The sequence below is a fragment of the Fodinibacter luteus genome, from assembly GCF_039541575.1.
GTDB lineage: Bacteria > Actinomycetota > Actinomycetes > Actinomycetales > Dermatophilaceae > Fodinibacter > Fodinibacter luteus.
The window spans coordinates 84,095-106,116 of the sequence record NZ_BAABGM010000012.1 but is presented as its reverse complement, the minus strand read 5'-3'; the positions used below and the strand labels follow the sequence as shown (position 1 = coordinate 106,116).

Here is a 22,022-nt window from a genome sequence, read left to right as displayed (position 1 = left end):
CATGCGCGTACACGCTCCACGCTTGAAGCGGGCAGGCGGGTTCGCGGCGTTGTACGTCGCGGCCGCCTACTTGGCGGCGATCCCCTACTTCGTGTTCCTGGTGGACTACCCCAGCATCACCGACCCGGGCGACAAGGTCGCTCTTCTGGCTGAGCACCACACCAGCATGTACCTGATGCACCTGGTCTCCTTCGAGCTCGTCGCGCTCGCCCTGATTGTGGTCACCCTCGGGGTCCACGAGCACCTGTACCAGTTCGCTCCCGCCACGATGCTGGTGGCCTGCGCCGTCGGGCTGATCCGTGCCGGGCTCCTCCTGGCAAGCGTCATGGTCTTCGACCAAGGCATGTCCGTGGTCGTGGACCAGCAGGCCACCGACCCCCAGCAGGCGGCCGCCACGTGGCAGGTGATCGAGCCCGTCGCAGACGCCCTGGGTGGAAGCGGCGGTGACGTCCTGGTCGGCGTCTGGCTGCTGCTGGTCAGCTGGGCCGCACTTCGAGCCAGGAAGTTTTCGCGCGCAATGAACTGGGTCGGCCTCACGGTCGGTGGCGCTGCGCTGCTCTCGGCGGTGCCCGGCCTGGGGGCCCTGGAAGTCGTCACCGGCCTGCTGACGATCGTGTGGTTCCTCTGGTTCGGAATCGTCACGGCCTGGCCCAGACCACCAACCTCCTCGCCTCTGCCAGAACCACCAGAGACACTCGCCCGCTCAGCGGCGTAAGAACCAACCCCAGCGTGTGTCATTGCCCCTGTCGCATTGCCCCGTGTTCGGATGCGGTGCCGGCCCCTGCCATGGACACCGAGCGGGCGACAGGCTGGTCGGGGCGGTGGTCGGCCGGCTCGCGGGCTATGGCTGGTGGGGGGCGGTGACGGTGAATAGGTCGCCGGGTTGGCAGTCCAGTGCGTCGCAGAGGGCGGTCAGGGTGGTGAAGCGGATGGCGCGGGCGTGGTTGTTCTTCAGGATGGAGAGGTTGACCAGGCTCAGGCCCATGCGGTCGGCGAGTTCGGTCTGGGTGATGCCGCGGGCGGCCAGCAGGCTGTCGATGTGGCAGACGACGCGGTGGTCCTCGGCGGGGGTGGGGGTCATGTCAGATGAGGCCGGTGACGTCGTCGGTGAGCCGCCGGCCGACTGCGAAGGCCTCGGCCAGGGCCAGGGCCACCAGGCCCGTCACGGCCCAGGTGAGGTCCAGGGTGGCCGAGGTGAGGATCGGGTCGGGGGTGACTGGGCCGGCGGCGTCGAGCAGGGCGAACCGCGCCACCGCGTCGAGGGCCTGACCGCCCAGGCCGCCGACGAGGACCAGGAGCCCGATCAGGCGCAGCCTGTACGGGTTGGCCGGGTCGAACGGGGCGCCGAGGCGAATGGTGCGCAGAGTGCGGAACAGCAGCAACCCGGAGCCGGCCAGGCAGGCCAGCAGCAGGCTGGTCCCGGCCTCGGTGAGCAGCCGTAGGGGCCAGCTCAACTCGAAGACGTGCAGCGACATCGAGTAGAGGTCGGGCAGGAACTCCAGCCACGACCCCGCGGGGAGGCCGGTGATCGCGTCCGCGGCCTGTTCCTGTGCCTGGCCGCTGAGCTCAACGCGGGTGGCCCCGCCGGGTTGGGTCAGCTGGTTGACCGGCAGTACGAGCGCGGCCACGGCAGCCCCGATCGACCCGAGCAGGATCAGCGCACTGAGCAGGTCGAGCACCACGCTGCGGGTAGTGGCCTGGGTGCGGGCCAGTCGGCCGGTGGGCTGATCGGGCATGGCTTCTCCCCCGTGTTGGTATTACGATCATCGTAAACAATGATAGTCGTTAAGTCACATAGAGGAGCACGGGCTCATCGGGTACGAAGTCGGGTCCCTCCGGCCGCGCACCAGACCCAAACTGGCCCCAGCGACTGGGCTCAACGACACCCTGCATGCCGCCGCCAGTCGACCTTGCAGACGGTGGTTGTCAGTGCTCCCGTCCCGGGGTCGGTGCGAGCCGGCGACACAACGCGCGTCGCTGAACAGAGCATCAAGCTCATGGCGCTGGCGTAGTCACATGTCACCGTCAGCATGCCGAGCGTGGCGACCGCGAAGTAGGCGATGTTGATGCCCGAGAGTGCGTCGCCGGTGGGATCGCTGCTGGGGTCTCGCCTACACCGGTCTCGAGACCTGCCCGGCAACTGCCCCGACGGCGGTGAGGGTGGCCATTCCGAGGATGCTCAGCGCCGAGACTGCAAACGCGTACGTTGTCGGCCGTAGGCTGCGCAGCTTGATCAGCTCGGCGACCGCGGGAAGGCAAGTGACGAGGGGTTTCGGCTGGCAGCGCACACATCACCCCGACAAGGTGATGTCACCACCAAGGCTCCGGCGGCATCGTCCGATGCGGCGGTGCACCCAGTCGAGGGGCGTCCCGGAGGTTGGAGGTCATCGTGACAGGTCCACGACAGCCAGGTGGAGACTCGGGTGCGGGCGTTCGCCGGCCCGGAGTGAGCAAGGTTGCCCACCTGAGCCCGAAGGAACGTGCCGCGAGAGGGATGGCCGCGCGCACTGAGACCCCGCGAAGGAGCCACGGGCGATGGGAACCGGTGGCGAACCGCCCGGACCCGATCGCGCTGCTGGAGGAGCAGGCGGTGACGAGGGTCCCGGAGCTGGTGCCCATCCGCTACGGCCGGATGCTGGTCTCGCCGTTCACGTTCTACCGTGGCGCGGCCCTGATCATGGCGTCCGACCTCGCGGCGACCCCCCGGTCCGGGCTGAGGGCGCAGATCTGTGGCGATGCGCACCTGTCGAACTTCGGGGTGTTCGCCTCCCCGGAGCGCCAGCTGATGTTCGACATCAACGACTTCGACGAGACTGCGCCAGGACCATGGGAATGGGACGTCAAACGCCTCGCGGCGAGCTTCGAGATCGCCGGGCGCGACCGGGGGTTCGCGCCCGAGGAGCGCCGTGCCGTCGTCGCAGCAGGGGTCGCCGAGTACCGCGAACGCATGCAGCAGATGGCGGCCGCACGCAACCTCGACGTCTGGTACGCCCATATCGAGGTCACGAAGCTCTTCGCGCTGCTCGAGGCGAGCGCCACGAAGGAGCAGCAGGCGCGGGCCCGGGCCAGCCTGAGCAAGGCGCGCACCCGCGACAGCATGCAGGCGTTCAGCAAGCTCACCCACGAGGTCGACGGCCAGCGCCGGATCGTGTCGGACCCCCCGCTGATCGTGCCGATCGACGAGCTCGTGACAACGGGGACGAGCGTCGCCGAGGTGCAGGACGAGCTGCGGGCCCTGATCAGGTCCTACCGCCGCACCCTGGAGACCGACCGCCGCGAGCTGCTCGAGTCCTTCGAGTACGTCGACGCCGCCCGCAAGGTGGTGGGCGTCGGGAGCGTCGGCACCCGCGCCTGGATCCTGCTGCTGCTCGGCCGCGACGGTCAGGACCCGCTGTTCCTGCAGGCCAAGGAGGCGCAGGAGTCCGTGCTGGAGCGGTTCGTCGGCAAGAGCAAGTACCCCAACCACGGCCAACGCGTCGTGGCGGGGCAACGGCTGATGCAGGCGGCCAGCGACATCTTCCTCGGCTGGCAGCGGGTCACCGGGCTCGACGGGCAGGTCCGCGACTTCTACCTGCGACAGTTGCGAGACTGGAAGGGGTCGGCCGACGTCGACAACATGTCGGCGAGCCTGATGACGGCCTACTCCCGCATCTGCGGAGCGACCCTTGCCCGGGCCCATGCGCGCTCCGGGGATCGGATCGCCATCGCGGGGTACTTGGGCACCAGCGACCGGTTCGACCGGGCCATTGCCTCCTTCTCCAGCGCGTACGCCGACCAGAACGAGCGGGACTACCAAGCCCTGGTGGATGCCGTGAAGTCCGGCCGCCTCGAGGCAGAAGCCGGACTGTAGCCCCTGGTCGGGGCGGCCCCGCACGGCAGCCGGCGAGCTGGACGCACTGCTCCTCCACGTCTGCACGTGGCTCCGCCTTGACGCGGGCCGGCCTGGAAGTGCCACCGGCGGTGGACTGCGCGCGCCGCCACCGTGGTGACGGGGGGCGCACGGGAAGGAGCCGCGCCACCCACCTGCCAACCCCTCGTGCATCGATCAGGTCACCTGACGAGCGGGCGAGCGGGGTAGGGCAGGGTGCCCGGGGGCAGGTCGGGTCGTACGTGCCGACGCACCCCGGTGTCGGTGATGACGTAGCCCCAGTTGACGAGCATCTCCTGGCGCTGCGCGGGCAGGTCGTCCAGTCGGGTCGGGGTGGCGGCGAGCGGCAGCGTGACCGCCGGGTCGGCAGGCATCGGGTCGGCGAGCCCGTAGTCGGCGACCTCGCTCCGGATGCCGACGTAGCAGCCGTCCCGCTGGCCGGACCGGAACGCGTCGACGACCTGGCGCTTGCGCAGTGAGCGGACCTGGTTGTCGATGACGTGCAGGACGCGCGCCATGTGCCGGGCCCAGTCCGTGGCCGGCGTGGGGTCGGCCCCCATGTGGCCGCCCGCGTCGGCGACGAGGATGGTGCGGCAGCGGTTCCACGCGGTCTGCAGGCCCATGTTGTCGTAGACGCCGCCATCGCTGAGCCTGACCTGCCCGCGGAACTGCGGCCCGGTCAGGTCGTTGCCCGGCTGCGTCACCCAGTGCTCGTGCTCGAGGTCGACCGTGCACGGTGACAGCACCGGGGGGAAGGCAGAGGACGCGGCCACCGCCACGGCGAGGGGCAGGGCGGGGTTCGGCACCTGACCCACCGGTAGTCGGCGAGGTAGGCCTTGCTGAACCGCATGAGCACCCCGGACTCGAGGTTCGTGGCGTTGATGACGAACTTCGGCCGGTCGGGCAGGTCCTGCAGGGTCGCCGAGCCGAAGAGGTGCCTTCGGTAGGCCTTGACCACCCGGTCGGAGACGGACGTGAAGGGCAGGCCCAGGCCCGCGACGACGGACGCCACGTCGATCCCGACCCCGGCGAGACGCCGCACGGGGTCGACGACCTGCCCCTCGAAGTCCTGCGCGACGCCGGCCCTGTCGAGGCGCAGCGCGTTCCAGTTGAGGGCGAGGACCCCGGCGGTGATGGAGCCACCCGAGACGCTCGAGACCCGGTCCAGCCGGGGGAGCATCCCCGCGTCGTTGAGCCGCCAGAGGACACCGAGGTGGAAGAGCATCGCGCGGTAGCCGCCGCCGGACAGGCACAGGCCGGTGCCCGACGTCGGGGGGACGTCGTCGCCGGGGATCTGCGACACCGGCTGGTCGCCGGTGACCACCTCACGGGGACCCGGGTAGGTCTCGTCGTCGCTCATGTCCTGTCCTTCCGCCGCTCGCACGCGGCACCCATGGCCTCACACCTCGATGACGAATGACGGGTCACCGTCCGGGAGGACGCGGACGGTGAGGCCCGGATGCCGTGTCGCGGCCTCGCGAGCCTCCGTGAGGGCCTGCGCCATGGCGGCTCGGCGGGCGTCGCTGGACGAGCGCTGCTCGGAGCTCGTGAACCAGAACGTGTAGGGCCCGGCATCATGGGGCCGGCCCTCCGCGATGGTCGCGATGACCGACGGCTCCGGGTTGTGGTGCGCGCCGTCCGCGGAGAAGACGTAGTGGTCGGCGACCACCCGCTGCGCGAACTCCTTGCTGAGGTTGTGGCTCGCCCCGTGGTGCTGGACCTTCAGGACGGTGCAGTGGAAGCGGGCCCGCTTGCCGTCGGCCGCGCCCAGCTTCCCGATGGCGGTGAGCCCTTCGACGAGCTCCTGCTCCGCGGCGTCACCGGTGAGCAGCACCGAGCGCCCCCCCTCTTCGGCGAGCAGCGTGATCGAGGAGCGGTTGGGGGGCGTCACGTGCGCCGAGCCGGCCTTCTCGATGATCTGCGCCGCCTCCTGCAGCGACGTCGGCTGGCGCCCGCCGAGCACCAGTCCGGCCTCGACAGCGTCCCCCGGCCCCCCGGCGCCGGTCGGCGACGACGGGGTGGACCGAGCTGGGGGAGGGGTGAAGCCCTTCTTCTCGAACCACTCCCGCCACTCCTCGTGCAGGACGTCGAGGTGGTGCTGCGTCGGCCCGATGACGGTCAGTCGCGTGCTGCCCAGCCTGCGGCGGTGGGGACGGTCGCGGAGCAGGACGAGGTGGTCCGGGAAGCCCTTGTTGCGCTGGAGGGGGGTGCGCTCCTCGACGAGGCGCGCCAGCTGGACGCCGTCGGCGATGCTCTCCGCCAGGCCGGACAGGTCGGCCAGGGCGAGCTGGGCCTCCTCGGTGGCGGAGGCGACCCGTGCGGCGGCGAGGGCTGTTGCCTCCGTGACCTGCAGGGCGAGCGCGGCGATCGGGCCCTCGAGGTCGCCGACCTGGGTGGTCCAGGCGTTGTGCCAGAGGGCCTTGACGTCGGGCGGCCTCGGCGCCTTCGGCTCGGGGTAGGTGGGGTTGGCCCCGGCCGAGCGCTGGTGGTCGAACACCGCCCAGTCCCCGACGTCGCGCAGGAGCCGGAGGATCCCCGAGATGTGGTCGGCGTCGATGTGGCTCACCACCACGAGGTCGATCACCTCGCCGGCGCCGGCCAGCTCGCGCAGCCTGGGCTCGGTGTGGTCGGCGAAGGTCGCCGAGCGGCCACCGTCGACGAGGAGGTGGTGGCCGTCGGCAGAGCTGAGCAGCAGGCAGTCGCCGTCGGCGGCGTGGAAGACCTCGAGCCTCACCGTGCGCCCCCCTTCGCCGTCGCGGCCGCCGAGACCGCGTCGAACATCTCGCGGAACTCGACGGTGCGGTTCAGGCAGGCATCCGCGTCGATGACACCGAACCCGGTGTCGTTGCGCCACCCGAAGGTCTGACCCGGGAGCGGGGACGACGTCGAGCGCATGATCCCCTGGATCTGCGCGGACGTGAGCTGTGGGACGACGGCGAGCATGAGGGCCGCGACGCCGCAGACGTACGGGCTGGCCATGCTCGTCCCGGTCATCCGCACCCACGGCGTCCTGCTGTCGAAGCCCGAGGCGGCGACCACCTCGGTGCCGTCCGCCGCGATGTCCGGCTTGTTGCGGCCGTCGCGGGTCGGCCCGCGGCTCGAGGTCACGTGCGCCGCGTTGCGGGACAGGTCGACGTTCGCGACCGAGAGCAGCCGCTCGGCGCACGCCAGGGAGCCGATCATCCGGTCGCTCGTGTACGACCCCTCGCTGAAGGTGGAGGGGTAGTTCCACATCCCCCCGCGCCCCGGCAGGGGCCGAGGGTCGTCACGCTCGATCCAGGCGTCGAACCGACCGTCGCGCACGACGACACCGGTGAGTCGCACCCGCCACTCGCCGGAGGTGATCGGTCGCTTGTCCTGGGTGCCACCCTGCCGGTCGCCGTAGAAGGGGGAGAGCAGGACCGAGATGCGGTTGAGGCCGTTCGCCGGGTGGTAGGCCTCGGAGTGGATGCTCAGCACGGTCCCGTCGTCGAGGAACGTGTGCCGGATGGCCTTGCCGAGCGGCACCGGCCCGACCCAGGTGCCCCCCGGCGGGCGCACCTCGACGTCGAACCGGTCCTGCGGCCCGTACCAGATCTCCATCTCGTTCTCGGAGTAGTCGGAGATGCCGTCGCCGCCGACGACCCACCCGAGCTCCTGGCGCAGGTTGGTCGCGGCGAGGACCCCACCGGCGTGGATGCGACCGAGGAGCAGGCCGTGCGGGGCACCGGCATCCGCGGTGACCTGACCGGCGTTTCCCGCCGCGACGCTCACGCAGCGACCGCGGGTCGCGAGGGCGTTGTCGATCCACCGTGCCATGGCGCTCGAGGTGTCGTGGGCGTGGCCGTTGGTGCCCAGGCTGATGTTGATCGACAGGGGGAGCGGCGTCCCGTCGCCCAGTGTGGCCGCGAGACGGAGCAGGTACTCGATGGCGTCGGCGATCCTCGTCGAGTCGTAGAAGCTCGTCGCGGCGGCGTCACCCGCGCTCGGCAGGCTCACCAGCACGCCGGCGAGGCGTGCCTTGCGGGCGACGCCGCTGTTGCCGGCGGCGATGGAGGCCACGTGCGTGCCGTGGGAGCGCGGGACCATCGTCGACTGCGGCTCGAGCTGGGTCGCGGCCATCTGCCGGCGGGGCGCCGCCGCGATCGCGGCATCCATGTGCTCGCGCCTGATCTCGCTGCCGTACGAGAGGCCCGTGCGGCTGTCGGGGCTGTCGGGCGGGGGTCGGGTCGTGCCGCCCTGGTCCCAGATCGACTCCCAGCGGGTCTTCCCGTGGGCGAGGAAGTCGGGGTGGGCGAAGTCGAACCCACCCACGTCGATGATCCCGACGAGGACGTCCTGCCCGTCCCGGTGCCGGCGACGCGCCGAGCGCACCGAGCGTCCGACCGGGGGCCGCAGGACCCCGCCCTGGTCGACGAGTGGCTGGGGTTCGCGCAGGGACTGCCCGGTCTCGATGTAGGCGATGGCCTCCTCGCCGACGAGGGCCGCCACATCGGATGCCGTCATCTCCACCGCCGCGGTGTCGAGCTTCCAGCTGACCCGCAGGGCGCGCCGGGAGACCGACTCCTCCACCTGACGACGACGCTCCGGGTCGAGGTCGCCGTCGAGCTCGATGAACAGGCTCATCCGCACGTCGGCGGAGGGCTCCGGGTCGCGCTCCCGCTCCGACACGCGGTCAGCGACGTCCTCGGGGGACATCGTGCGCACCTCGACGACGGGAGTGACCTGCTCGGTGGGGGAGCGGGCCTGCCGGACCGCCTCCAGCGCCACCTGCGCCCGCTGGGTCGGGTCGGCGAGGTCGACCGCAGCCGCGGTCACCTCGACCCCGACCGCGCGCTCCTCATCCAGGGGCACCGCGAGGGACGCGCACTGCTCGGCCCGGCCCCGGTTGACCTCGTCCGTCGCCGACATCAGGATGTCCAGCCGCGGGGACATCCGCGGGTTGAGGGGCTTGACCTCCGGCTCCACCGTGACCTCCCTCGCCCACGGCGGTCGACGCACCCGGGCTCACGACGATGATGGACCCTTCCGGTACGCGAGGGCCAGCGCTCGCGCGGAGGCCCCTCGCTCCGATCCGCTCTCGCTCCGATCCGTCAGGTGCTGTCGCGGCGCGGCGCGAGTCGCTAACCTTGGGCCGGGCGGCCCGCGCGGGGGGCCGCGGGCCTCTCGTCCTCGACCGTGGTCTCCGCACTGCTCCGCCGCCTGCCGAGTGACCGTGAGAGGGGTCAGGCATGGCCGAGACACCGGGGCGCGGCCCCGCGAGGAAGAGCAGCACGAGCAAGCGCACCGCCCGGGCGAAGGTGCCCGACAACGGCACGGACGCCGTCGACGTGAACCCGGAGCTCAGCGGGACCGACGAGGTCCGCACCGCGCTCATCACCGGCCTGACGTTCGGGCCGAAGGCCGTCCAGTACTCCGTCGTCGACGGGCGCGCGATGTTCGAGGGCGACATCGACCTCGGCAGCGTCGAGGAGGTCGAGGCGGCCAACGCCGCCCTGCGCGGAGAGGGCATCGAGGCGGGGGTCGTGCTCCCCGGGAGCCAGTTCCGCTGGCCCGGCGGGCGGGTCCCCTACGAGGTCGACCCCGCCATGCCGGACCAGCAGCGGGTCACCGACGCGATCGCCCACGTCGAGGCGAACACCGCGATCCGGTTCGTCCTGCGGACGCCGGCGAACGCCGCGAGCCTGCCGAACTACGTCCGCTTCGTCCACGGCAGCGGCTGCTCGAGCGCCGTCGGGATGCGCGGCGGCCGACAGGACATCTCCCTCGGCACCGGGTGCGATGCCGGCCGGGGCATCCACGAGATCGGCCACGCCCTCGGGCTCTGGCACGAGCAGAGCCGGGAGGACCGGGACCTCTTCGTCAGGATCCACCTCGAGAACGTCCAGGCCGGGCGGGAGCACAACTTCAACCAGCACATCACCGACGGCGACGACGTCGGGCCCTACGACTACGGCTCGATCATGCACTACGAGCGAACCGCCTTCAGCCGCAACGGCCTCGAGACCGTCACGCCGATCAACCCGCCGACGGCGACGATCGGGCAACGGGACGGCCTGAGTCCCGGTGACATCGCCGCGATCGCCAGCATGTACGGCGCGCCCCAGCCCCCGGTCGTGCGGCAGCCCGTCAAGAAGCTGCTCGACGACCCGCCGGGAGGCGGGTTCAAGAAGCTTCGCGACGACCCCCCGTTCAAGAAGCGGCTGGACGACCCGGCCCCGTTCAAGAAGATCCGGGACGACGGCCCCCAGGGCCGCCTCAAGAAGGTGACCGACGACGTCCCGCGGCGGTTCCCGTTCCCGTTCCCGAGGCCGCCGATCGGCCCGCTCGGGGACCGGCTCTCGCCCTTCCTGCTCGCCACCGGGCACCACGCCGACGTCGTGGGGGCCGGCGAGGCGGCCGAGGTGGCCGAGGTCCAGGCCGCTGCCGTGCAGGCCCTCGAGGAGGCGGCGGCCGCGGTGGAGCAGGCACGGGCGAACGTCGTCGCCCTCCAGACCGCGCTGACCGGGGCCACCGCGGAGCTCGCCCGCGCGCAGGGCGGCTACGAGGCCCTCCTCGCGACCCTGCAGGACCTGGGTGGCCAGTGATCCTGCTCGTCTCGCACGCCGACGACGACCACCTCGCCCCGGTCCTGTCCGAGCTCGCTCGGGCCGGGGCCGAGGCGGTCGTCGTCGACACCTCGAGGATCCCTGCCTCGACCGCGGTCACCGCGGCCCACTCCGCAGGGGGTGACGGCTGGTGGCTGCGTTTCGACGACGGCCCGTCGGTCGACCTCGCCGGGTGCGGCGCCGGGTGGTGGCGACGGGCGCTCCCCGCCGCCGTCGACGACCGGGTCCGCGACCCGGGTCAGGCCCTGTGGGCGGCCAACGAGACCTACGAGGCCATGGCCGGCTTCTGGGACTCGGTGCCGGTCGCCTGGGTCAGCCCGCCGCGAGCCGTCGAGAAGGCGATGATGAAGACCTGGCAGCTGCCCGCCGCTCGCGCGGCAGGCCTTCTCGTGCCGCGCACCGTGGTGACGAGCGACCCTGGGCGGGCCCGGGAGTTCATCGACGAGCTGGGGCTGGGCCGCGTCATCTGCAAGGCCTTCTCCGCGACGCAGGAGCACTGGCGCGAGACCCGGCTCGTCGGCCCCGACGAGTACGACCGGCTCGACAGCGTCGCCGTCGCACCGGTCATCTTCCAGGAGTTCGTCCCGGCCGAGGTGGACCTTCGGGTCACGGTGGTCGGCGAGCAGGTGTTCGCCGCGGCGATCCACTCGCAGGAGCTTCCGTACGGCCTGGACTTCCGGCTGTACCTCGACCGCCCGGGGGGCGTGCGCATGGAGCCCGCCACGCTGCCGTGCGACGTGGAGGACGCGTTGCTGCGCCTCATGACGGCAGCGGAGCTGCGGTACGGTGCGTTCGACCTGCGGCGCACCCCCGACGGGCGACACGTGTTCCTCGAGGTCAACCCGGCGGGGCAGTGGCTGTTCGTCGAGCAGGTGACCGGCCAGCCGATCACGTCGGCGGTTTCCTCGCTCCTCGCCCGGCTCGACGCGGCGTGACGACCGGGGGTGACGACTCGACGTGACGACTCGCCGTCCCGCGCGCACCGCCCGGCACCGACACCGACAAGGAGCCGCATGCCCACCCTGACGGTCCGCATCGTCTGGCCCCCCGACCTCACCCGGCTTCCCCCGGACGCCCGGGCCCGCATCACGGTCGAGGACGTCAGCCGCGCCGACGCCCCCTCGAGGGTGGTCGCCGAGACCGTCGTCACGGAGCTCGACCTCGAGGATGGCCCCGTCGTCGCGCTCGACGTCGACCCCGTCGACCCGCGCGCCGACCTCATCGTCCGGGTGCACGTCACGGGCGGGCCGCGCGGGGGGTCCGAGGTCGAGCGGGGGGACCTCGTGACGACCGAGTCCTACCCGGTGCTGACCCGCGGCCACGGCGACAGCATCAGCGTCTCGCCCGTGCTCGTCGGGTCGTGAACGGCGCCGTTCAGGTCGCCGCGGCCATCCGCCGCACGGCATCCTCGAGGACCGCCGGGCACGTCGCGAAGTTCAGGCGCGCGAAGCCGCGCCCGGCGGAGCGCCCGTAGGCCGGTCCCGACCCGAGCGCGACCCGCGCACGGGAACGGAACACCGCCGCGGGGTCGTCCCCGAGGCCGAGGTCGCGGCAGTCCAGCCACGCGAGGTAGGTCGCGTCGGGAGCCCGCCACCGCACCGCGGGGAGGTGCTCGGCGAGCAGCCGCCCGAGCAGTGCCCGGTTCGCGTCGAGCTCGCCGAGGAGCCGGGCCAGCCAGGCCCGCCCGGCGTCCATCGCCGCGACGTGCGCGATGGCTCCGACGTGCGACGAGCCGTGGGTGTGCACCTCGTGGAGGCGCCGCAGGTCCTCGCGGGCGCCGGGGCCCACCATGACGAGCGCCGACTTCAGGCCCGCGAGGTTCCACCCCTTCGAGGGGGAGAAGACGCTGAAGCCGCGCTCGGCCCCCGCGACGGTGAGGTACGGCGTGAACCGCGGACCTCCGGCATACACGACGGGTGCGTGGATCTCGTCGGCGACGACGCGCACCCCGTGCTCCTCGGCGAGCGCGGCGAGGGTGGCGAGCTCGGCGGGGGAGTGCACCGTGCCCGTGGGGTTCTGGGGGTTGCACAGCAGGTATGCCGCCCGCTCACCGCGCGCGGTCGCCTCCCGGAACGCCTCACGCAGCCGGTCCGGGTCGAGGCGACCCTCCGCCGTGAGGGGGGCGTCGACCCGACGGCGCCCGATCGCCTCGACGAACCCGAAGAACGAGTCGTAGACGGGGGGCGACACGATGACCGGGCCGCCCTCCTCGGTGAGCAGGCGCAGCAGCTCGGCAGCACCGATCATGACGTCGGGGACGATCATCGCCGCCTCGGTGTCGACCTCCCACCCCCACGCGTCGTCCGCGTAGCGCGCGACGGCGGCCGCGTAGCGCGGGCCCCACCCGTAGCCGGTGTCCCCGCGACGCACGGCCGAGGACACCGCCTCGACGACCGCGGGGCAGGGGTCGACGTCCATCTCGGCGACCCACAGGGGAAGCACGTCCGCGGGGAACGCCACCCACTTCACGCTCGTGCGGTCGCGACGCAGCTCGGCCTCGGGGGCACGCAGGAGGGGGGTGGGCATGCCGCCACCCTAGGACCGTGCGGGGCTGCCCCCCGGGAGCGCATACAGTTGCGGTCATGTCCACGGGGGTGCCCGAGGAGCAGGTGAGCAGCCGGGTGCTCACGCTGCCGAACATCCTGTCCGCCCTGCGCCTGCTCGGCGTGCCCGTGTTCCTCTGGGCCATCGTCACCGAGCGCGACGGGCTGGCGCTCGTCCTCCTCGCGGGCTCCGGCATCACGGACTACCTCGATGGCAAGATCGCCCGGCACTACGGGCTCGTCACCCGGGTCGGACAGCTGCTCGACCCCGTGGCGGACCGCCTCTACATCGTCTCGACGCTCCTCGGCCTCGCCTGGCGCGAGATCATCCCGTGGTGGCTCGTCGCGGTGCTCTTCGCGCGGGAGGCGTTCATGGCGGTCGTCGTCCTCGTCGCGAAGCGGCACGGTTGGCTCGGCCTGCCCGTCCACTTCGCCGGCAAGGCCGCGACCTTCAACCTCCTCTACGCCTTCCCCCTCCTCCTGCTCGCCGACGGTGACGGCACGTGGGCGCGGATCGCCGAGCCCGTCGGGTGGGCCTTCGCGTGGTGGGGGACGGGCCTCTACTGGCTCGCCGGCATCCTGTACGCCGTCCAGCTGCGCCGGCTGCTCGCGGCGCGGACGGCGGTGGTCGCGTGAGCGCCCCCGCCCCTCCGCAGCGCCGGCCGGACGAGTCGATGACGCTCCTCACGACGATGATCCAGCGGCCCCTCGACCCGGGGTACGCCGCCGCCGCCGACCGGCGGGAGGCGCAGGGGATGCCGCGCGCGACCTCGCTGCGGTCCCCCCGCCTCCTCGTCGCGACGCTGCTCCTCGGGCTCGTCGTCGGCGTGGCCTCGTACAACCTCACGGCGGCCGACACCCCCCGGGCCCAGGCCCGGGCGGAGCTCATCGGCCAGATCGAGGACCGACGCGCCCAGGTGGAGGAGCTCACGGCGCGCGCGACGGCGCTGCAGTCGGAGGTCACCGCCCTCGAGGCCGCCCAGCTCGGCGGGGCGGCGGACGCCGAGCGCAGCCGCGAGCTGGCGGCAGCCGTCGGGGCCCTTCCGCTCGAGGGACCGGGCTTCACCGTGACGCTCGACGACGCCCCGGGGTCCGGTGCCGACGAGGGAGCCGAGAGCGGCAGCGACGAGGCCGAGGAGGGGCAGGTCTTCGCGAAGGACCTCCAGTTCGTCACGAACGCCCTGTGGGAGTCCGGCGCCGAGGCCGTGAGCATCAACGGGCAGCGGCTGACGGCCACCTCGGCGATCCGCTTCGCCGGGTCGGCCATCATCGTCGACTACCGGCCGCTGACCCGCCCCTACGTCATCACCGCACTCGGGGACCCGCAGCGCTTCCCCGCCGACTTCGCCGACGGCCCCGGGGGCACCTACCTGTCGACGCTGCGCCAGTCCTTCGGCATCCGGGTCGACACCGAGGTGTCCGACGAGCTCACCGTGCCCGCCGCGGTGGGGTTGACGACCCGATGGGCGACGACCGGGGATACTGGCGACGCGGGCGCGACCCCCGGCGCCGCCCCGTCGCCGTCCGTCACGCCCGAGAGGAGCCCGTCGTGATCCCGGCCATCGGTCTGGCCCTCGGCATCATCATCGGGCTGCTCCTCCAGCCCGCGGTGCCGGTGTGGCTCCAGCCCTACCTGCCGATCGCCGTCATCGCGGCGCTCGACGCGGTCTTCGGGGGGGTCCGGGCGATCCTCGACGGCATCTTCGACGACAAGGTCTTCGTCGTCTCCTTCCTGTCCAACGTCGTCGTCGCGGCGTTCATCGTCTTCCTCGGCGACAAGCTGGGGGTCGGCAGCCAGCTCTCGACCGGGGTCGTCGTCGTCCTCGGGGTGCGCATCTTCTCCAACGTCGCGGCGATCCGCCGGCACCTGTTCAACGCATGAGCACCCCGGACGCCGCACCCGACCTCGACCCCGAGGGTGTCGACCGCGAGGGTGTCGACCCCGAGCGGGTTGACCCCGAGGGGGTCGCACCGGAGGGGTCCGACCCCGAGGGGCCCGGGCCCGCTCGCGGACCCCAGCGGGCGTGGCGCCGGCTGTTGCGGGCCGGGTCGCCGCGCGCGACCCGGGCCAACGTGCTCGCCATGGTCCTCGCCGGGGCCCTCGGCTTCGCGATCATCGCGCAGGTCCGGCAGACCTCGATCGAAGGGCTCGAGACGCTGCGCGAGGACGAGCTCGTCCGGATCTTCGCCGGCGTCGACCAGGACGGCGACCGCCTCGCCGACGACATCCGCGGGCTCGAGTCCTCCCTCGAGCTGCTCCAGAGCCAGTCGACGAACGAGGAGGAGGCGCAGCGGGCCGCCCAGGAGCGGCTCGACGCGCTCGGCATCCTCGCCGGCACCGCACCGGCGACCGGGCCGGGCATCGTCCTCACCATCGGTGGGCTCGACGGCAGGGTCGGCGCGCCGATCGTCCTCGACACCATCCAGGAGCTGCGCGACGCCGGCGCCGAGGCGATCCAGATCGGGGACGTGCGGGTCGTCGCCGACACGTGGATCAGCGAGAGCGACGGCGAGCTCACCGTGTCCGGGACCAAGGTGGCGGCACCGTACGTCATCCGGGCCATCGGCGACGCGAACACCCTGGCGGGCGCCATGGAGATCCCCGGCGGCGTGAGCGCCACGGTGCGGCGGGCCGGCGGCGGCACCGACACCCAGATCCGCGACGAGGTCGATGTCGACGCGTTGCTCAGCCTCACCCCCCCTCAGTACGCTCGCCCCGTACCCACCACCACCCCCTGACTGGGCCCACTGCGCCCCGCGCCAAGGAGAGCCGATGAGCGACCTCGAGTACCCCGCCGGACTGCGCTACACCGCCGAGCACGAGTGGGTCCGCGCCGAGGGGGACGTCCTGCGGGTCGGGATCACCTCGTTCGCCCAGGAGGCGCTCGGCGACGTCGTCTACGTCAGCCTGCCGGCCGTCGGTGACGCGGTCGTCGCGGGGGACACCTGCGGCGAGGTGGAGTCCACGAAGTCGGTGAGCGACCTGTACGCCCCCGTGTCCGGCGAGGTCACCTCCGTCAACGGCGCCCTCGACGCCACCCCCGAGCTCGTGAACTCCGACCCGTACGGCGAGGGCTGGATGTACGAGCTGCGGCCCACGGACCCCGACGCCCTCGACGGCCTGCTCGACGTCGACGGCTACACCTCGCAGCTGTCCTGAGATCCTGAGAGCACGCCCGCTCCTTGGGGTGGGCAACGGCAGGGCCCTGATCTAGGGTGTGACACTCCACAGGGACCGACGACGAGAGGCTGGATGGCGTATGACTGACGAGCCGGTGGACCCCAAGGGCGCCGTCCCCGAGCCGACGACGATGCGGCTCCAGGCGGTCCAGGGGGTCGAGCCGTCCGAGACGGTCCCCGAGAGCGAGCACGTCCTCACCAAGGCCGACCTCGCGACCGTCGAGGCGCTACGCCCCGGAACCGCCCTGCTCGTCGTCCTGCGCGGGCCCAACACCGGGGCCCGCTTCCTCCTCGACGACGACGAGGTCATGTCGGGCCGCCACCCCGACAGCGACATCTTCCTCGACGACGTCACCGTCTCGCGCAAGCACGCGATCTTCCGCCGCACGAGCGAGGGCTTCGTCGTGCGCGACGTCGGCTCGCTCAACGGCACGTACGTCAACCGCGAGCTCGTCGACGAGGCCACCCTCCGCACCGGTGACGAGGTGCAGATCGGCAAGTTCCGCCTCGTCTTCTACGCGAGCCAGGCCTGACGCACCCCGTGTCCCCGGAGGCCACCGCGGGCCGTCTCACGGTCGGCGCGGTGGTGCGTGCCCTCGCCGAGGAGTTCCCCGACGTCACGATCTCCAAGGTGCGCTTCCTCGAGGCCGAGGGGCTCGTCACGCCGCAGCGGACACCGTCGGGCTACCGCCAGTTCAGCACGGCCGACGTCGAGCGCCTCCGGTACGTCCTGCGGGCCCAGCGCGACCGGTTCTGGCCGCTGCGCGTCATCCGCGACAACCTCGACGCGATCGACCGAGGGCTCACCCCCGGCGACGGCCCGGACGCCCACCCCGTCCCGCCGGCGCCGGCGCCGGACCCCGCGGTGCCGGATGCCGGCGACCTCGCCGCCCGCCCGGACCTGCGCCTCACGGCCGCCGAGCTGGCCCGTGCCAGCGGCCTGTCGCCCACGGTCGTGGCCGACCTCGGCGCCCACGGGCTGCTGCGGCCGGGCCCGGACGGGCTCCACGACGAGTCGGACCTGCGAGTGGCCCGGGCCGCGGCCGGGCTCGCGGGCTACGGGGTCGAGCCGCGCCACCTGCGCGGGTTCCGGGCGGCGGCCGACCGGGAGGTTGGGCTCGTCGAGCAGGTCGTCGGCCCGCGGCGCGGCAGGGACGGGCAGCGGCACGCCGCCGAGGTGGCCCACCTGTGCCTCAGCCTGCACGCCGCGCTCGTGCGTGCCGGCCTGGGCGCGCGGAAGGTCTGACGCCCACTCGGCGACGCGAGGTACCGTGGTGGCGTGAAGGTCCTGGACGTCCTCGGGGTGCGGGTCGAGATGCCGACCAACCAGCCCATCGTGCTCCTGCGCGAGCGCGACGGCGACCGGTACCTGCCGATCTGGATCGGCGCGGCCGAGGCCACGGCGATCGCCTACGCCCAGCAGGGGGTCGTCCCCCCGCGGCCGCTCACCCACGACCTGCTGCGCAACGTGATCGACGAGCTCGGCCACACGCTGACCCGGGTGCGGATCGTCGCGCTCAAGGACGGTGTCTTCCACGCGATGCTCGACCTCGACGGGGGTGCCGAGGCCGGGGGCACCGACATCGAGTCCCGCTCGTCCGACGCCATCGCGCTCGCCCTGCGCGCCGGCGCCGAGATCGTCGCCGACGAGGGCCTGCTCGAGGAGGCCGGGGTCGAGATGGCCGAGAGCGAGGACGACGAGGTCGAGAAGTTCAAGGAGTTCCTCGACCAGGTGTCGGCCGACGACTTCGACACCGAGGCCGAGAGCTAGACCCCGTCGCGACCACCCCCCTCCTCGCCGTGAGTGCGGAAGCGGCTGCCCGGGTGACCGTTTGCGCACCCATGACGTGAGAGCTGGAGCGAACGGCCGGCCCGGATGCCGCGACACGCCGCCGTCCCGATCGCGCCGGTCGTTGACGTGGGTCACACCGACCCCTAGCGTCACTCCTGTCACACCCGTCGCACTCGTGGCCCGGATGAGTGACGGTGATGTCATTCGTGGGCGTACAGTCGTCTGGACGGGCGAGTCGAGGAGGTAGCCGTGGTCTCCACGGGAGAAGCACGAAGCACCCGGGGTGCTCCGGTCCCGGCGCAGGGCGTGCTGTTCACCGACGACCTCCCCGAGCTCGACGACGAGGTGGGGTACCGCGGGCCGACGGCCTGCAAGGCGGCCGGCATCACCTACCGGCAGCTCGACTACTGGGCACGCACCGGGCTCGTCGAGCCCTCGGTGCGCCCCGCCGGCGGCTCGGGCACCCAGCGGCTCTACGGCTTCCGCGACATCCTCGTGCTCAAGGTGGTCAAGCGGCTCCTCGACACCGGGGTGTCGCTGCAGCAGATCCGCGTCGCCATCGCGGTGCTGCGCTCGCGCGGCGTGGACGACCTCGCCCAGATCACCCTGATGAGTGACGGCGCCTCGGTCTACGAGTGCACGTCGAACGACGAGGTCATCGACCTGCTCCAGGGCGGCCAGGGCGTCTTCGGCATCGCGGTCGGCAAGGTCTGGCGCGAGGTCGAGGGCGAGCTGGCCAGCCTGCCGAGCGAGCGGGCCGACCACGACGTGGCCGTCACCCCGCAGCCGGGCGACGAGCTCGGCGCGCGCCGCGCCCAGCGCCTCGCCTGACCGCCGCCGCGCGGGGCCCGATGGTAGATTGACCCCGCTGCTCACACCGTGTGGGAGAGTCCTCGCCGCACCCGCGGCGGGGCGCCGAAGGGGCAAACCTCCCCGGAACCTCTCAGGCGCAAGGGACCGCACGGGTCAGGCACCTCTGGAGCAACCGGTGACCGACCGGTCGTGACAGAGGGGGAGACGTCGTCGCCGTCTGCCCCGAGGAGCACCGTGAGCACCACGACCCCCGACCTGCCCGCGTTCGTCGCCCGCCACGTCGGCCCCCGCGACGAGGACGTCGCGACCATGCTCGAGGTCGTCGGGCGAGCCTCGCTCGCCGACCTCGTCGACACGGCCGTCCCGGGCGGCATCCGCGGCACCGAGTCCCTCGGCATCGAGCCCGCCGCCTCCGAGGCCGCCGTCCTCGAGGAGCTGCGCCAGGTCGCGGCCCGCAACCGCCGGGTCACCTCGATGATCGGGCTGGGCTACTACGGCACGCTGACGCCCGCGGTCATCCAGCGCAACGTCCTGGAGAACCCGGCCTGGTACACCGCCTACACCCCGTACCAGCCGGAGATCTCCCAGGGCCGGCTCGAGGCCCTGCTCAACTTCCAGACGGTCGTCAGCGACCTCACCGGCCTGCCCGTCGCCGGGGCCTCGCTCCTCGACGAGGCGACCGCCGCCGCCGAGGCGATGACGCTCATGCGCCGCTCGTCGAAGGCACCCTCGGACGCGGTGCTCCTCGTCGACCGCGAGGTCTTCCCGCAGACCCTGGCCGTCGTCCGCACCCGCGCCGTGCCGCTCCACCTGCCGGTCGTCGTCGCCGACCTCACCGGCGTGACGACCGCGCAGGCGCTGCGCGAGGCGGCCGGCGGCGCCGAGGTCTTCGGCGTCCTCGTCCAGTACCCGGCGATGGACGGCACCCTCCACGACCTGTCTGCACTCACCGGCGCCGCGCACGAGGCGGGCGCCCTCGTGACCGCCGCCGCCGACCTCCTCGCGCTCACCCTCGCCACGCCTCCGGGGGAGTGGGGCGCCGACGTCGCCGTCGGCACGACCCAGCGGTTCGGTGTGCCGATGGGCTTCGGCGGACCCCACGCGGGCTACATGAGCGTGCGTCCGGGACTCGAACGGACCATGCCGGGCCGGCTCGTCGGGGTGTCCGTCGACGCCGAGGGCGCCCCGGCCTACCGCCTCGCGCTCCAGACCCGTGAGCAGCACATCCGCCGCGAGAAGGCCACGTCGAACATCTGCACCGCCCAGGTGCTGCTCGCCGTCATGGCGGCCATGTACGCCGTCTACCACGGGCCGAGCGGGCTGCGCGGCATCGCCCTCGGGGTGCATGCGCACGCCGAGGCGCTGCGCACCGCCCTCGTTGCCGGGGGGGTCGACGTGACCGGCGGCCCGGTCTTCGACACCCTGCGCGTGCGGGTGCCGGGGCGGGCCCGGGAGGTCGTCGACGCGGCCCTGGCGACCGGCGTCAACCTCTGGCTGGTCGACGACGACACCGTGCAGCTGAGCGTCGACGAGACGACCGGGCTCGTCGAGCTCGGCCGGGTCGCGAAGGCCTTCGGGGTCACCGCCCCCGAGCAGGTGCCCGTCGCGACCCCACGCTGGGGCGACGCACTCGTGCGGACCTCGCCCTACCTCACCCACCCGGTGTTCTCCGCCCACCACTCCGAGACGTCGATGCTGCGCTACCTGCGTCGCCTCGCCGACCGCGACTTCGCCCTGGACCGGGGGATGATCCCGCTCGGCTCGTGCACGATGAAGCTCAACGCGACGACCGAGATGGTCGCGGTGACGTGGCCCGAGTTCGCGCACGTGCACCCCTTCGCGCCGCACGAGCAGACCCGCGGCATCCGGGGCCTCGTCGACGAGCTGAGCAGGTGGCTGTGCGAGATCACCGGCTACGACGCCGTCTCGCTCCAGCCCAACGCGGGGTCGCAGGGTGAGCTGGCCGGCCTCCTCGCGATCGCGGCCTACCACCGCTCGCGCGGCGACGAGCAGCGCACGGTGTGCCTCATCCCTTCCAGTGCCCACGGCACGAACGCCGCGAGCGCGGTCATGGCCGGGCTGCGGGTCGTCGTCGTCAAGACCGACCCGGTCACCGGCAACGTCGACATGGACGACCTCGCCGCCAAGGTCGAGCAGCACCGCGAGACGCTCGCGGCGATCATGGTGACCTACCCCTCGACGCACGGCGTCTTCGAGGACACCATCACCGACCTCTGCGCGATGGTCCACGACGCCGGCGGCCAGGTCTACGTCGACGGGGCCAACCTCAACGCCCTCGTCGGCGTCGCGCGCCCCGGCCGGTTCGGCGCCGACGTCTCCCACCTCAACCTGCACAAGACGTTCTGCATCCCGCACGGCGGCGGAGGACCCGGCGTCGGCCCGGTCGCCTGCCGGGCCCACCTCGCGCCGCACCTGCCGAACCACCCGCTCGACGAGCTCGCCGGACCGGCCGGGGGCGTCGGACCGGTCTCGGCGGCCCCGTACGGGTCGGCGAGCATCCTGCCGATCTCCTGGGCCTACGTGCGCCTCATGGGCGGTGCCGGGCTGCGCCGTGCGACGGAGGTGGCCGTGCTCAACGCGAACTACGTGGCGGCCCGGTTGCGCGAGCACTACCCCGTGCTCTACTCGGGCCAGGACGGCCTCGTCGCCCACGAGTGCATCCTCGACCTGCGAGGCATCACGAAGGACACCGGGGTCACCGTCGACGACGTCGCGAAGCGGCTCATCGACTACGGGTTCCACGCACCGACGATGTCGTTCCCCGTCGCCGGGACCCTCATGGTCGAGCCGACCGAGAGCGAGGACAAGGGCGAGCTCGACCGGTTCTGCGACGCGATGATCGCGATCCGCCGCGAGATCGACGAGGTGGGGTCCGGGGCGGTGACCGCCGCCGAGAGCGTGCTGCGCGGGGCGCCGCACACGGCCGAGGCGCTCGCCGGCGCGTGGGAACACCCCTACGACCGGCGCACCGCGGCCTTCCCCGACGGTGTCGACCCGGCTGCGAAGTACTGGCCGCCGGTGCGCCGCATCGACGGTGCGTACGGCGACCGGCACCTCGTGTGCTCCTGCCCGGCCCCGGAGGCGTTCGAGGACTGACCCCGGTGGCCGGGGTCTGTCGGGTCACCCGAGAACCCCGGCCTCACCGGACGAGGGTTCCCCGAGGCAGAGGGGGTTTGTCGGGTGCACCGACGCGTCGGGAGAAGCGACGCGGAGACCCC

General features: G+C 72.7%; 22 protein-coding genes and 1 riboswitch. Of the genes, 15 read left to right on the top strand and 7 right to left on the bottom strand.

What is annotated here, in order from left to right:
* Position 1 precedes the first annotated feature (1 nt).
* On the top strand, positions 2 to 715 hold the full coding sequence (locus ABD899_RS09630) for a DUF4386 family protein (protein WP_345205139.1): 714 nt from the start codon (positions 2 to 4) through the stop codon (positions 713 to 715).
* A 126-nt stretch (positions 716 to 841) separates the two neighbouring features.
* Here ABD899_RS09630 and ABD899_RS09625 read toward each other — a convergent pair whose 3' ends face one another.
* Complete coding sequence (locus ABD899_RS09625; protein ID WP_345205108.1) at positions 842 to 1,081, bottom strand: helix-turn-helix domain-containing protein; 240 nt, start codon at positions 1,079 to 1,081, stop codon at positions 842 to 844.
* A gap of 1 nt (position 1,082) precedes the next feature.
* The gene (locus tag ABD899_RS09620) at positions 1,083 to 1,736 is read right to left on the bottom strand and encodes a DUF2975 domain-containing protein (protein WP_345205106.1); all 654 of its coding nucleotides are present in this window, start codon (positions 1,734 to 1,736) and stop codon (positions 1,083 to 1,085) included.
* A gap of 854 nt (positions 1,737 to 2,590) precedes the next feature.
* Here ABD899_RS09620 and ABD899_RS09615 point away from each other — a divergent pair.
* Positions 2,591 to 3,850, top strand: a complete 1,260-nt coding sequence (locus ABD899_RS09615) for a DUF2252 domain-containing protein (protein WP_345205104.1) — start codon at positions 2,591 to 2,593, stop codon at positions 3,848 to 3,850.
* A gap of 200 nt (positions 3,851 to 4,050) precedes the next feature.
* On the opposite strand, the gene ABD899_RS09610 is transcribed toward ABD899_RS09615, so the two are convergent.
* The 4 genes from ABD899_RS09610 to ABD899_RS09595 are packed head-to-tail and all read right to left on the bottom strand — an operon-like array spanning position 4,051 to position 8,815.
* Positions 4,051 to 4,572: a hypothetical protein gene (locus ABD899_RS09610; protein WP_345205101.1), complete on the bottom strand. Its 522-nt coding sequence runs from the start codon at positions 4,570 to 4,572 to the stop codon at positions 4,051 to 4,053.
* Positions 4,569 to 5,228 (bottom strand): patatin-like phospholipase family protein, encoded by a 660-nt coding sequence (locus ABD899_RS09605; RefSeq protein WP_345205099.1) that lies wholly within the window; start codon positions 5,226 to 5,228, stop codon positions 4,569 to 4,571. Before ABD899_RS09605 ends, ABD899_RS09610 begins: the two co-directional genes overlap by 4 nt.
* 39 nt (positions 5,229 to 5,267) lie before the next feature.
* Positions 5,268 to 6,602 (bottom strand): MBL fold metallo-hydrolase, encoded by a 1,335-nt coding sequence (locus tag ABD899_RS09600; protein WP_345205097.1) that lies wholly within the window; start codon positions 6,600 to 6,602, stop codon positions 5,268 to 5,270.
* The gene (locus ABD899_RS09595) at positions 6,599 to 8,815 is read right to left on the bottom strand and encodes a S8 family serine peptidase (RefSeq protein ID WP_345205094.1); all 2,217 of its coding nucleotides are present in this window, start codon (positions 8,813 to 8,815) and stop codon (positions 6,599 to 6,601) included. Before ABD899_RS09595 ends, ABD899_RS09600 begins: the two co-directional genes overlap by 4 nt.
* Positions 8,816 to 9,078: 263 nt before the next feature.
* Between ABD899_RS09595 and ABD899_RS09590 the strand changes: the two genes are divergently transcribed.
* The 3 genes from ABD899_RS09590 (at position 9,079) to ABD899_RS09580 (ending at position 11,819) form a co-directional block, all read left to right on the top strand.
* Positions 9,079 to 10,434 (top strand): M12 family metallopeptidase, encoded by a 1,356-nt coding sequence (locus ABD899_RS09590; RefSeq protein WP_345205091.1) that lies wholly within the window; start codon positions 9,079 to 9,081, stop codon positions 10,432 to 10,434.
* Positions 10,431 to 11,390 (top strand): MvdC/MvdD family ATP grasp protein, encoded by a 960-nt coding sequence (locus ABD899_RS09585; RefSeq protein WP_345205089.1) that lies wholly within the window; start codon positions 10,431 to 10,433, stop codon positions 11,388 to 11,390. Before ABD899_RS09590 ends, ABD899_RS09585 begins: the two co-directional genes overlap by 4 nt.
* A gap of 78 nt (positions 11,391 to 11,468) precedes the next feature.
* On the top strand, positions 11,469 to 11,819 hold the full coding sequence (locus tag ABD899_RS09580; RefSeq protein ID WP_345205086.1) for a YbaY family lipoprotein: 351 nt from the start codon (positions 11,469 to 11,471) through the stop codon (positions 11,817 to 11,819).
* A 10-nt stretch (positions 11,820 to 11,829) separates the two neighbouring features.
* On the opposite strand, the gene ABD899_RS09575 is transcribed toward ABD899_RS09580, so the two are convergent.
* Positions 11,830 to 12,981: a MalY/PatB family protein gene (locus ABD899_RS09575; protein WP_345205084.1), complete on the bottom strand. Its 1,152-nt coding sequence runs from the start codon at positions 12,979 to 12,981 to the stop codon at positions 11,830 to 11,832.
* A gap of 56 nt (positions 12,982 to 13,037) precedes the next feature.
* Between ABD899_RS09575 and clsA the strand changes: the two genes are divergently transcribed.
* The 10 genes from clsA to gcvP all read left to right on the top strand — a co-directional run bounded on the left by clsA (position 13,038) and on the right by gcvP (position 21,900).
* Positions 13,038 to 13,634 carry a cardiolipin synthase ClsA gene (clsA, locus tag ABD899_RS09570; RefSeq protein ID WP_345205081.1) on the top strand — a complete coding sequence of 199 codons (597 nt, stop codon included), beginning with the start codon at positions 13,038 to 13,040 and terminating at the stop codon, positions 13,632 to 13,634.
* On the top strand, positions 13,631 to 14,551 hold the full coding sequence (locus ABD899_RS09565; RefSeq protein WP_345205079.1) for a DUF881 domain-containing protein: 921 nt from the start codon (positions 13,631 to 13,633) through the stop codon (positions 14,549 to 14,551). Before clsA ends, ABD899_RS09565 begins: the two co-directional genes overlap by 4 nt.
* On the top strand, positions 14,548 to 14,880 hold the full coding sequence (locus ABD899_RS09560) for a small basic family protein (protein WP_345205077.1): 333 nt from the start codon (positions 14,548 to 14,550) through the stop codon (positions 14,878 to 14,880). Before ABD899_RS09565 ends, ABD899_RS09560 begins: the two co-directional genes overlap by 4 nt.
* Positions 14,877 to 15,737 carry a DUF881 domain-containing protein gene (locus tag ABD899_RS09555; protein WP_345205075.1) on the top strand — a complete coding sequence of 287 codons (861 nt, stop codon included), beginning with the start codon at positions 14,877 to 14,879 and terminating at the stop codon, positions 15,735 to 15,737. Before ABD899_RS09560 ends, ABD899_RS09555 begins: the two co-directional genes overlap by 4 nt.
* 34 nt (positions 15,738 to 15,771) lie before the next feature.
* Positions 15,772 to 16,158 (top strand): glycine cleavage system protein GcvH, encoded by a 387-nt coding sequence (gene gcvH, locus ABD899_RS09550; RefSeq protein WP_345205073.1) that lies wholly within the window; start codon positions 15,772 to 15,774, stop codon positions 16,156 to 16,158.
* 100 nt (positions 16,159 to 16,258) lie between these two features.
* Positions 16,259 to 16,711, top strand: a complete 453-nt coding sequence (locus tag ABD899_RS09545) for an FHA domain-containing protein (protein ID WP_345205071.1) — start codon at positions 16,259 to 16,261, stop codon at positions 16,709 to 16,711.
* A gap of 8 nt (positions 16,712 to 16,719) precedes the next feature.
* Positions 16,720 to 17,424, top strand: coding sequence for a transcriptional regulator FtsR (ftsR, locus tag ABD899_RS09540; RefSeq protein WP_487249867.1), 705 nt, complete (start codon positions 16,720 to 16,722; stop codon positions 17,422 to 17,424).
* Between the two features lie 33 nt (positions 17,425 to 17,457).
* Complete coding sequence (locus tag ABD899_RS09535) at positions 17,458 to 17,949, top strand: bifunctional nuclease family protein (protein ID WP_345205067.1); 492 nt, start codon at positions 17,458 to 17,460, stop codon at positions 17,947 to 17,949.
* A gap of 270 nt (positions 17,950 to 18,219) precedes the next feature.
* The gene (locus ABD899_RS09530; protein WP_345205064.1) at positions 18,220 to 18,801 is read left to right on the top strand and encodes a MerR family transcriptional regulator; all 582 of its coding nucleotides are present in this window, start codon (positions 18,220 to 18,222) and stop codon (positions 18,799 to 18,801) included.
* 41 nt (positions 18,802 to 18,842) lie between these two features.
* Positions 18,843 to 18,940: riboswitch (glycine riboswitch) on the top strand.
* A 77-nt stretch (positions 18,941 to 19,017) separates the two neighbouring features.
* On the top strand, positions 19,018 to 21,900 hold the full coding sequence (gene gcvP / locus ABD899_RS09525; protein ID WP_345205061.1) for an aminomethyl-transferring glycine dehydrogenase: 2,883 nt from the start codon (positions 19,018 to 19,020) through the stop codon (positions 21,898 to 21,900).
* Positions 21,901 to 22,022: the final 122 nt, after the last annotated feature.